The 10,890-nt window shown below is 37.2% G+C and carries 12 protein-coding genes and 2 other annotated features; of the genes, 7 read left to right on the top strand and 5 right to left on the bottom strand.

Annotated features, from left to right (window positions below; translation table 11 throughout):
* The first annotated feature begins 83 nt into the window (after positions 1–83).
* On the top strand, positions 84–626 hold the full coding sequence (locus AB3X49_RS12270; protein ID WP_367962324.1) for a sigma-70 family RNA polymerase sigma factor: 543 nt from the start codon (positions 84–86) through the stop codon (positions 624–626).
* Between the two features lie 21 nt (positions 627–647).
* Positions 648–1,676, top strand: coding sequence for a DUF4179 domain-containing protein (locus AB3X49_RS12275; protein ID WP_367962327.1), 1,029 nt, complete (start codon positions 648–650; stop codon positions 1,674–1,676).
* Positions 1,677–1,703: 27 nt separating this feature from the next.
* On the opposite strand, the gene AB3X49_RS12280 is transcribed toward AB3X49_RS12275, so the two are convergent.
* The 3 genes from AB3X49_RS12280 to sspI form a co-directional block, all read right to left on the bottom strand.
* Positions 1,704–2,417 carry a CPBP family intramembrane glutamic endopeptidase gene (locus tag AB3X49_RS12280; RefSeq protein WP_367962330.1) on the bottom strand — a complete coding sequence of 238 codons (714 nt, stop codon included), beginning with the start codon at positions 2,415–2,417 and terminating at the stop codon, positions 1,704–1,706.
* Between the two features lie 140 nt (positions 2,418–2,557).
* Complete coding sequence (locus AB3X49_RS12285; protein ID WP_367962333.1) at positions 2,558–3,115, bottom strand: HD domain-containing protein; 558 nt, start codon at positions 3,113–3,115, stop codon at positions 2,558–2,560.
* Between the two features lie 178 nt (positions 3,116–3,293).
* Complete coding sequence (gene sspI / locus AB3X49_RS12290) at positions 3,294–3,503, bottom strand: small acid-soluble spore protein SspI (protein WP_000009511.1); 210 nt, start codon at positions 3,501–3,503, stop codon at positions 3,294–3,296.
* Between the two features lie 82 nt (positions 3,504–3,585).
* On the opposite strand from sspI, the gene AB3X49_RS12295 reads away from it, so the two are divergent.
* The 5 genes from AB3X49_RS12295 to AB3X49_RS12315 all read left to right on the top strand — a co-directional run bounded on the left by AB3X49_RS12295 (position 3,586) and on the right by AB3X49_RS12315 (position 10,298).
* Positions 3,586–4,383, top strand: coding sequence for a TrmH family RNA methyltransferase (locus tag AB3X49_RS12295; protein WP_367962336.1), 798 nt, complete (start codon positions 3,586–3,588; stop codon positions 4,381–4,383).
* A gap of 92 nt (positions 4,384–4,475) precedes the next feature.
* Positions 4,476–4,704 (top strand) — a binding site (T-box leader).
* 43 nt (positions 4,705–4,747) lie between these two features.
* Positions 4,748–5,782, top strand: a complete 1,035-nt coding sequence (gene pheS, locus AB3X49_RS12300) for a phenylalanine--tRNA ligase subunit alpha (RefSeq protein WP_002015457.1) — start codon at positions 4,748–4,750, stop codon at positions 5,780–5,782.
* A gap of 18 nt (positions 5,783–5,800) precedes the next feature.
* Complete coding sequence (gene pheT, locus AB3X49_RS12305; RefSeq protein ID WP_367962340.1) at positions 5,801–8,221, top strand: phenylalanine--tRNA ligase subunit beta; 2,421 nt, start codon at positions 5,801–5,803, stop codon at positions 8,219–8,221.
* 154 nt (positions 8,222–8,375) lie between these two features.
* Positions 8,376–8,627: a binding site (T-box leader), on the top strand.
* Between the two features lie 52 nt (positions 8,628–8,679).
* Positions 8,680–10,071 carry an asparagine--tRNA ligase gene (asnS, locus tag AB3X49_RS12310; protein WP_002034242.1) on the top strand — a complete coding sequence of 464 codons (1,392 nt, stop codon included), beginning with the start codon at positions 8,680–8,682 and terminating at the stop codon, positions 10,069–10,071.
* A gap of 92 nt (positions 10,072–10,163) precedes the next feature.
* Positions 10,164–10,298: a YuzL family protein gene (locus AB3X49_RS12315; RefSeq protein ID WP_000039594.1), complete on the top strand. Its 135-nt coding sequence runs from the start codon at positions 10,164–10,166 to the stop codon at positions 10,296–10,298.
* A gap of 42 nt (positions 10,299–10,340) precedes the next feature.
* Here AB3X49_RS12315 and AB3X49_RS12320 read toward each other — a convergent pair whose 3' ends face one another.
* Entirely contained in the window at positions 10,341–10,592 is a 252-nt protein-coding gene (locus tag AB3X49_RS12320; RefSeq protein ID WP_002143326.1) for a hypothetical protein, read from the bottom strand.
* Between the two features lie 13 nt (positions 10,593–10,605).
* A complete protein-coding gene (locus AB3X49_RS12325) occupies positions 10,606–10,860 on the bottom strand; it encodes a hypothetical protein (RefSeq protein WP_367962344.1) in 255 nt (84 codons plus the stop codon).
* Positions 10,861–10,890 lie beyond the last annotated feature (30 nt).

A 10,890-nucleotide genomic window follows, 5' to 3' on the forward strand; every position in this document is an offset into this window, starting at 1 on the left:
TAATAAATATGTATAAATTGATAGAAATGAGAAGTAACAATACGAATTAATAGATATAGAGAACGTTAGAGAGGAGGGTGCATATGGAAATTACAGCAGAGAACGTTGCAATGCAACTACGGAAAAGGAACGAAAAAGCATTATATTTTATTATCGACCGGTACGGCGGACTTATAAAAAGTATTATTCAGAAGCATTTAGCCTCTTTTCAAGATGTACAAGAGGAATGCATGGATGATGTGTTATTGGCAATTTGGAATCATATTGAAAAGTATGATGAGGAGAAAAATACTTTAAAAAATTGGATTGCAGCTATTACAAAATATAAATCTATCGATTATGCGAGGAAATATGCGAAGACAGTAGATGAAAAAGGATTAGATCAAATAGGTGAAATAGCGGTACATACCGATACTACTAAAAATGAAATTAGTAATGATATGGAACATATATTAGATCATTTAAAGAAGAACGATAAAGAAATCTTTATGAAGCATTACGTTGAAGAAGACAGTGTAGAAGAGATTGCAGAGAAAATGGGGATGAAAACTTCTTTTATATACAATCGTCTGTCGAGAGGCCGGAAGAAGCTAAGGGCATTATTTTTACATAATCGAATGAAGTAAATAAGAAAAGGGGTGAAGGAAATGAAAGATCCGTATGAAATGTTAAATGATCTAAAAATTGATGAAAATGAATATAAAGAAGTTAACTTAACTCATATAGAGAAAAAGAAAATACAAAAGCGAATTAGCAAAAAGATAAGAAAGAACAAAGGTCATACGAAACGTAATATAGCTATTGTAACATCGGCTGCGGCATTATTTATTATGATGATGACTGTAGATATGAGAAGGATGATTGCGGATATACCGTTAATCGGAAGTAAAATGGAAGACTACGTAAACAGTAGAGGGGAACCTTTAAAAGAATATAAAACGACAATAGGACAAACAGTTTATGATAACGGTGTAGAAGTAAGGTTAGATGAAGTGATGATAGATGAAGGGCAGATTATTGTTAATAGTACGTTTAAGTCTAACAGTGTTAATCTGGGAGATATTTTTTTACCGTACCCAGATGTTTATATAAATGGAAAAGAGTTAAATGGTAGTGGTGGTGGAGGTAAACAAAGAGTAAATGATTATACATACACATTTTTTACTACTACAAATTTGAAAGATTCACAAATGAAGCCAATGGAATTGGATGGGGAACTAGATATACAAATTATATATAGAAGACTTATGCCGTTAAAAGATAAAACCTCAATAAAAGGAGAATGGGGCTTTTCCTTTAAGGCATCTGGAGACAAATTAAAAGCTGAAACGAAAACAATCCCAATCCATAAACATTTTAAATTGGAAAATGGTCAAAAAATAGAAGTGGAAGATTTGAAAGTGTCTCCTGTATCTACGAAGTTAAATTATAAAATGATGAACGGAACAAAGTTAGATGTGACATTTACTGCAAAAGATCAAGATGGGAAAGAGTTAAAACCAGTTTCAGGTCATACATTAGCGGAAAATAGTTATTGGCGTTTTGAAAAGCTAGAGGACAGTGTAACGAAAATTGTACTGACACCTGTCCTAACTTCTGGTGAAGAGGGAGAAAAGAAAACGAATTATCGAAAAGTGTTAACGGAAGAAGAGTTTGAAGTTGTGATAAAAGAGTAGAAAGAGGTATCGCGATGACACCTCTTTCTAACTCAAGAATGCTAACATATTATTCATAATATGAAATAACATAGCTGGAATAATGGATTTTGTTTTTTTACATAAAATAGCCATTAATAATCCCATGAAGAAAGTAATTACCATTACGCCAAGTGAGTATGTATGAGCGATACCGAAGAAGAAGCTTGTTACGATAGCTGCAATCCAAAATGGAAAGCGTTCTGAGAAGAAGCGGAGTATAAAACCACGGAAAATCAGCTCTTCAAAAATTGGTGTAAGTATTGCGAAGCCGAGAAGTAATAATATTTGATACTGCTTAAAAACGTCTAAGTTAAGTGCGGAAGATTGCTGCTTTGTTGCGTCTTGGAACATATAATTTAACAAGATGTAATTGAGTAAAATATTTATAGCGAAGAAAAGAAGTAAGTATACGTATGTACGCCATTCTTTAAGTGCTTTAAAGTTAAAAGATTTTAGCAGTAATTTTTTTGCGGGTTCAAATTTGAAAATGAAGAATAACAACACGGCTAGTTGTAATACGATACTTGCAGTATTTGCAATAGATTCATACAGGGCAATTTGTTTTTTATCTGTAAGACCGGCTGTATAAATTGTTAAGGGCATTGCGAGGAACACAGTAATAAGTCCGGTTCCGAAAAAAGCGAATAAAACGGAGCTAATAAATTGTCCCCATGACATAGAGTATTTCTGCTCATTAGAAAGTTGTGTAACGGGTTGCATTTGTGAAATCACCTCTTTATATTTGTATATTTAATTATAAAGCATTTTGTTTTCGGGTGTAATATTTAAATATTACATATAAAGGTGTATTTTTCGTGAAAATAATAAAAGAGGTATCACCCTATAGTGATGCCTCTTTCTCATTGATAACTATGTTCTGCTTTATTGTTCGATTTCGATTGCTCTATTTGTAATTCACGCTCGACCAATCGATCTAACTGCTGAATTGCTTTAAGTGCTTTTTCATAAGAAATCGTTCTATAATGATGCGCTCCGCCCGGTTCTTCATCTGCTTCGTCTGCCCATTTAATAATGTTTTGAAGAGATGTTCTTTCAATTTCTTGCTGTACTAAGAAAGAATCTGTATGAAGAAGAATCGCAATAGAAATTTCTTTTGCTAGTTTCGGATGTTCTCCTAATCTAATAAGCAATTTATGAGATCTTTCTGCCCCTTTAATCGCATGTATATCATTCTTTTTATACAAGTCATAGTCCCATTCGCCGCCTGTGTACCACGTATGATGTCCGATATCATGAAGGAAGCCAGCCTTTGTCGCAGCATCGACTGAGGCGTGATGCTTTTTGGCTAAGTGAAACGCATGGTAAGCGACAGCAATCGCGTGAACCATTCCAGAACGGTTTACATATTTTTGCGTAATGTGATGTTTAAAAATTTGTTCAAGCGTAATACGGTGCATAAAACATTCACTCCTTTTATCTAATGATGTATATGAAGAAAAATCGATCGGTTTAAATGTATTTTGAACATTGTACTCCATCGGGGTAGCGTTAGTAAAGTAGAAATGTTTAGGAGAAGAAAAAAATTTTTCGTAAAAAAAATCACCTTGGCTTATGCGAAGGTGATTTTCAAATTGCTTATTTTTTTAATCCTTGCTCGAGTGTTCCTAACATTTCGTGTTTTTCATTTTCATCAGCATTTTTCCAAATGACTTCGAATAAAACGCCAAGACCTGGAAGCATTTTTTCTTCACCGCTTTGAATTGCATCGACAATCGTTTCTTGTAATTGGTCTTGTGAATTTCCAGATACATTCGCTAATACCGCGCCGCGTAAATTAAAACTCATTATCTTCACCTCTTCTTCAGAATTGAAACTGACGTTAGTTTTTGTTCTTTTTTATGTAAATATGTATGAAAAATAGGCTATAATGATAAGACAAGAAGAGAGGGAAATACATATTATGAAAAACATTGATTCAGTACAAAACCCGCGTGTGAAGCAGTGGAAAAAGCTGCAGACGAAAAAAGAGCGCGATAACAAAGCTTTATTTTTTGTAGAAGGATTCCATTTAGTAGAGGAAGCGTTAAAGGCAGGAGTTGTAACAGAACTTATCGTTTCAGATCAGACAGATCTTCCAAAAGATTGGACAGTTAATGATGTTGAAATGTATATTGTGCCTGAAGCAATTGTAAAAGTACTTCGCGAAACAGAAACAACGCAAGGTGTATTTGCTGTTTGTGAGAAACATGAGAAAGAAGTAGCTCTTACTGATGGGAAATTTCTTTTATTAGACGGCCTTCAAGACCCAGGTAATTTGGGAACGATTATTCGTACAGCGGATGCAGCTGGTATTCATGCCGTTGTGCTTGGAGAAGGGTGCGTTGATGTTTATAATAGTAAAGTACTACGATCTACACAAGGTTCTATTTTCCACTTACCGGTTGTAAAAGGGAACTTAGAAGAATGGGTAGACAAGTTAAAAGAAAATAACGTCCCTGTATATGGAACAGCTCTTGAAAATGGAGTTCCATTTGGTGAAGTAACCCCGGCTGGAAGTTTTGCATTAATTGTAGGGAATGAAGGAAGCGGCGTACGCCAAGAAATTCTTGCGAAAAGTGATCAAAGCTTGTATATTCCGATTTACGGCGGGGCAGAATCATTAAATGTTGCGGTTGCAGCAGGGATTTTAACGTATTATTTACAAAGCCCAGTTGCGAATCGATAAAAAACTTCTTATAATAAGTTGAAGTGCATGTTCATAAAAAAGTGGTGAAATGAGTATCGAACTTTTTTGAACATATAATAAAAGTATATTAATGAAAAACGTTGATAGAGAAGAGTAGCTTACAAAATCGCCATATAGGGAGAGAGTGCCGTAGACTGAAAGCATTCTTATGGTAGATGGAAGTGAATTCACCTCTGGAGTTGGCGCCAGGACCATTTATATGTAAAGGCGTTCCGGTCAGAATTGATCGTTATAACTAATGAGTGGGCAGACTTGTTCTGTCAATTTAGGGTGGTACCGCGAATTTACCTCGTCCCTTTTTGGGAGCGGGGTTTTTTTATTTTTAAAATTAGGAGGGTTCCAAATGGAAGCACGTTTAAAAGAGCTAAAGCAAAAAGCGTTAGAGCTTATTGAAGAAGCGAAAGAGCTAAAGGGCTTAAACGACGTACGCGTAGCGTATTTAGGGAAAAAAGGTCCAATTACAGAAGTATTACGCGGCATGGGAAAATTATCAGCAGAAGAGCGTCCACGTATGGGAGCATTAGTAAATGAAGTACGTGAAGCGATTCAAACGCGTCTAGAAGACAAAATTGGTAACTTAGAAAAAGCAGTAATTGAGGCGAAATTAGCTACTGAAACAATTGATGTTACACTGCCAGGTCGTCCTGTTGAAACAGGTTGTCACCATCCGTTAACAGCAGTTGTTGAACAAATTGAAGATGTATTCATCGGTATGGGTTATGAAGTAGCTGAAGGCACAGAAGTAGAAAAAGACTACTACAACTTCGAAGCATTAAACTTACCGAAAGATCACCCAGCGCGTGATATGCAAGATACATTCTACATTACAGAAGAAACGTTACTACGTACACATACATCTTCTGTGCAAGCACGTACGATGGAAAAGAATAAAGAAAAAGGACCGATTAAAATTATTTGTCCTGGTAAAGTGTATCGCCGCGATGACGATGATGCAACGCATTCACACCAATTCATGCAAATTGAAGGTCTTGTAATTGATAAAAACATTCGCATGAGTGACTTGAAAGGTACACTGCAAGTATTCGTGAAAAAGATGTTCGGTGAAGATCGTGAAATCCGTCTTCGTCCAAGTTTCTTCCCATTCACAGAGCCGTCTGTAGAGATGGATATTTCTTGTATGATGTGTCACGGTAAAGGTTGTGGCACTTGTAAAGGGACTGGCTGGATCGAAATTTTAGGAGCAGGTATGGTTCACCCGAACGTACTTGAAATGGCTGGTTATGATTCAAAAGAATATCAAGGTTTCGCATTCGGTATGGGCGCAGAGCGTATCGCAATGTTGAAATACGGCGTAGATGACATTCGTCATTTCTATACAAATGATGTACGTTTCTTACAACAATTCAAACGAGCGTAAGGGAAGGAGAGGATAAATATGTTCGTATCATATCGTTGGTTACAAGAGTATGTAGATATTAAAGATGTAACAGCACAAGAACTAGCAGACAAAATCACGAAAAGTGGTATTGAAGTAGAAGGTGTTGAAGTATTAAATAAAGGTGTAAAAGGTGTTGTAGTTGGTCACGTATTAGAATGTGAAAAACACCCAGAAGCTGATAAATTAAGCAAATGCTTAATCGATATCGGTGAAGAAGAGCCGGTTCAAATTATTTGTGGAGCTGCTAACATTGCAAAAGGTTTAAAAGTACCAGTTGCAAAAGTTGGCGCTGTACTTCCTGGTAACTTCAAAATTAAAAAAGCAAAACTACGCGGGGAAGCTTCTCACGGTATGGTTTGTGCTCTTCAAGAGCTTGGTATTGATGGGAAATTCGTTGCTAAAGAATATGCAGACGGTATCTTCATCTTCCCAAGTGATGCTGAAGTTGGTGCAGATGCACTTGAAATTTTAAATTTACATGATGAAGTACTTGAGCTTGGTTTAACACCAAACCGTGCAGATTGCTTAAACATGTTAGGTGTTGCATATGAAGTAGCTGCTATTTACGGCCGTGAATTAAAACTTCCAGCTATCGACTTACAAGAAACAGAAGAAAAAACTTCTGATTACATTTCTGTAAGTGTAGAAGCGAAAGAAGAAAACCCGTTATATATTGCAAAAATGGTGAAGAACGTAAAGATTGGTCCATCACCAATGTGGATGCAAACTCGTCTTATGGCAGCTGGCATTCGTCCAATTAGTAATGTAGTTGATATTACAAACTACATTTTAATGGAATACGGTCAACCGTTACATGCATTCGATTACGATAAATTAGGTTCAAAAGAAATCGTTGTTCGTCTTGCAAAAGAAGGCGAAAAGATTCAAACATTAGACGCTCAAGAACGTACGTTACAAAGCCACCACCTTGTTATTACAAACGGTGAAAAAGCGTTAGCTGTTGCTGGTGTAATGGGCGGAGCGGATTCTGAAGTTGATAGCGAGACAGTAAACGTTCTAATTGAGTCTGCATACTTTGCAGGTCAAACAGTGCGCCGTACATCAAAAGACTTAGGTCTTCGTAGCGAATCAAGTGCACGTTTTGAAAAAGGAATCGACCCAACACGTACATTTGAAGCAATTCAACATGCAGCTGCTTTAATGGCAAAATACGCTGGTGGAGAAGCACTTGAAGGTGTAGTAGAAGCTGATAACTTACAAGTACAAGAACGTACAGTATCTGTTACAGCTGAAAAAGTAAACCGTGTATTAGGTACAGATATTTCTGCGAGTGAAATGGGTACAATGTTCACAAACTTAAAATTCCCATTCACAGAAGTAGAAGGAACATTCCATGTAAATGTACCAGCACGTCGTCCTGACATTACAATTTCAGAAGACTTAGTAGAAGAAGTAGGTCGTCTGTATGGTTATGATCACATTCCAGTTACATTACCATCTGGAACAATGACACGTGGTAAATTAACATCAGCACAAACGAAACGTCGTAAAGTACGCCGCTTCCTAGAAGGTGCTGGTTTATATGAAGCAATCACATATTCATTAACAAGCGCGGACAAAGCGAAACAATATATGGTTGAGCCGAACGAAAAAGCTCCTGTAAATCTTGCGCTTCCAATGAGCGAAGAGCGTAGCCAACTTCGTTTAAGCTTAGTGCCACAATTGTTAGAAGCAGTTTCATACAATGTTGCACGTAAAAACGACAGCGTTGCATTATATGAAGTAGGTTCTATCTTCTTACCAACAGAAGCAGGAGAACTTCCGAAAGAAGAACAACATCTTGCAGGTGTTATGACAGGTCTTGCTCTTCACCATGCATGGCAAGGTGAGAAGAAAGTTGTAGACTTCTTCGTTGTTAAAGGTGTATTAGAAGGATTATTCGACGTACTTGGCGTGGCAAATCAAATCACTTATGCACCAGCAAAACGTGAAGGTATGCACTCAGGCCGTACAGCTGACATCGTATTAGATGGTGAAGCAATCGGATTCATCGGCCAATTGCACCCGGAAACAGAAAAACAATTAGATGTGAAAAATACATTCGTATTCGAATTATCTCTTGCAAAAGTATTCGGTGCAGACGCTGAGGAAACTTACTACTTAGCAATTCCACGTTTCCCATCTATGACACGTGATATGGCTGTTGTAGTAACAACAGAAACAAAAGCTGGTGAAATGAAGCAAGTCATTGCTGAAGCTGGCGGAGAACTTCTGAAAGACGTAGCACTATTCGACTTATACGAAGGTGAAAAAATGGAAGAAGGCAAGAAATCACTTGCATTCTCTATGAACTACTTCGATGCAGAACGTACATTAACAGACGAAGAAGTAACAGAAGCACATAACCGTGTATTAACAGCGGTAGAAGAGAAATTTGGTGCGGAGTTACGTAAGTAATAAAAAAGTTGCCGGAATATTTTCCGGCAACTTTTTTATAGAACAACTATCGAAGGATGTCGGTAGGTCGATATATTGCGAAAATCGCTGATATATTTTCTGGCATCTTGCATCTTTCTCTCGAATGTAGTACATTAATTTTAGTTTAACAAAACGAAAGACGATGATAAGGAAAAGTAGTATATACTATAATCCAAAGCGAGTCAGGGACGGTGAGAGCCTGATGAGGCGGTATATGTGAAGAACACCTTGGAGTTGCTAACCGAAATTGAAGCTTGTATTCAAGAGTAGACTTAGACGGGAATCCGGCCTGTTACAAACCGGGAAGTATGTATTACATACGAGTTAAAGTTGGTCTTTATGACAAATTGGGTGGTACCGCGAAGTTTAACCTTTCGTCCCTTTATGGATGAAAGGTTTTTTTGTATTTAAATATATGAGTAAAGGAGAATTTTACTATGGAAAACACATTAGTAAAAAGTCTGTATAGAGATACAGATAAATACGCAGATCAAACAGTACAAGTATCAGGTTGGATTCGTAACTTACGTGATTCAAAAGCATTTGGTTTCATCGAATTAAACGACGGTAGCTTCTTCAAAGGTGTTCAAATCGTTTTCGATACAGAATTAGAGAACTTCAAAGAAATTGCAAAGCTTCCACTTAGCTCTTCAGTTAAAGTAGAAGGTAAAGTAATTGCAACGCCTGGAGCGAAGCAACCATTTGAAATTAAAGCAGAAAAAATTGATATCGAGGGCTTATCAGATTCTGATTACCCACTTCAAAAGAAGCGTCATACGTTTGAATATTTACGTACAATCGCTCACTTACGTCCAAGAACAAATGCATTCTCTGCAACGTTCCGTGTGCGTTCTATCGCAGCATTTGCAATTCACCAATTCTTCCAAGAGCGTGGATTTGTACATGTTCACACACCAATTATTACTGGTAGTGATACAGAAGGTGCAGGCGAAATGTTCCGCGTAACAACGCAAGATTTAAACAACGTACCAAAAGGTGAAGACGGACAAGTTGACGAATCAAAAGACTTCTTCGGCAAAGAAACAAACTTAACAGTAAGTGGACAGCTGAATGCTGAAGCTTATGCATTAGCGTTCCGTGATGTGTACACATTCGGACCTACATTCCGTGCAGAAAACTCAAACACAACTCGCCACGCAGCGGAGTTCTGGATGGTTGAGCCTGAGATTGCATTCGCTGAGTTAGGCGATGTAATGGATCTTACAGAAGATATGCTGAAATATGCAATGAAATACGTACTAGAGCATGCACCAGAAGAAATGGACTTCTTCAACAGCTTCGTTGATAAAACAGTTCTAGAGCGCATGAACAACGTAATCAACTCTGACTTCGGTCGCATCACTTATACAGAAGCAATTAAAGTACTTCAAGAATCAGGTGCTGAATTCAAATACCCAGTAGAATGGGGTATTGACTTACAAACAGAGCACGAAAGATACTTATCAGAAGAAATCTTCAAACGCCCTGTATTCGTAACTGACTATCCGAAAGACATTAAAGCATTCTACATGCGTATGAACGAAGATGGAAAAACAGTAGCAGCTACTGATCTTCTAGTTCCTGGCATCGGCGAATTAATCGGCGGAAGTCAACGTGAAGAAAGAATGGACGTTTTAGTAGACAGAATTAAAGAATTAGGTATGAACGAAGAGGACTACTGGTGGTACTTAGAACTTAGAAAATACGGCGGTACAAAACACGCTGGATTCGGTCTAGGTTTCGAGCGCTTCCTAATGTACATCACTGGCATGGCTAACATCCGTGACGTAATTCCATTCCCAAGAACTCCAGGTTCTTCTGAGTTCTAAAATATGAAAAAAGCGAGAGGGTTTCCTCTCGCTTTTTATTTTGAATAGTTTATTACCTCGTAGCAAAAAGTAACGCGAAGGGGTGAATATAAATGAGTAAAAAAGTGAAAAAAGATCATTCAAGATCAAGCCTAGGTTCTCCAGAAGTAGAAGGACAAGGAACGACGACACATGAAACAGGTTCTCATAAAGTATCTTCATCAAATAAGAAGCAGAAACGAAGCTAACATAAAAAAGGAGAGTCTTGGCGGCTCTCCTTTTTTTATGTATTACATCTTATTATCATTAATCTCTTTTGTAATTTTATCTACATCTTTGTCTAATCGATCTAAATAGAAAAACCACAGTAAGCTCATGAGAACGTAATAGATGGCCATAACACAAAGATTATCAGATATATTTTCGAATGTGGATTTGGAAGTGAAAAAAGCTCCCCAAATGATAGAGATTGTAAGGTAAGAAAGAGGGAACACGAGGTGTACTAAAATATATAATATCTTTTTAACTTTAACAGAGTTCATATGAATTACCTCCTTATTTAAACAATCCTCTTTTTCTAATCATAAATTCAAGTTCCTCACAGAAGTGTTGCAGCTTTACTGGATTATGTATTAACAAGCGGGCATCGTGTTTCCCGATAAATCTTCGAATCCGAAAGTTTAATAAGAAAGATCGGCCATAGCGCTCTATTAAATCGTTGAACACTGGTTGTTCACTTAGTAGCTGAATGTTTTCTCTAATTTCGAACTGTCTTTCGTGTGGATCACCTAGTAAAATATTTAGAATCATTTGTAGAAGTAGTAATAGGAACTCATATGT

It is taken from the genome of Bacillus sp. C30 (assembly GCF_040838255.1).
In the GTDB taxonomy this organism is placed as follows: domain Bacteria; phylum Bacillota; class Bacilli; order Bacillales; family Bacillaceae_G; genus Bacillus_A; species Bacillus_A mycoides.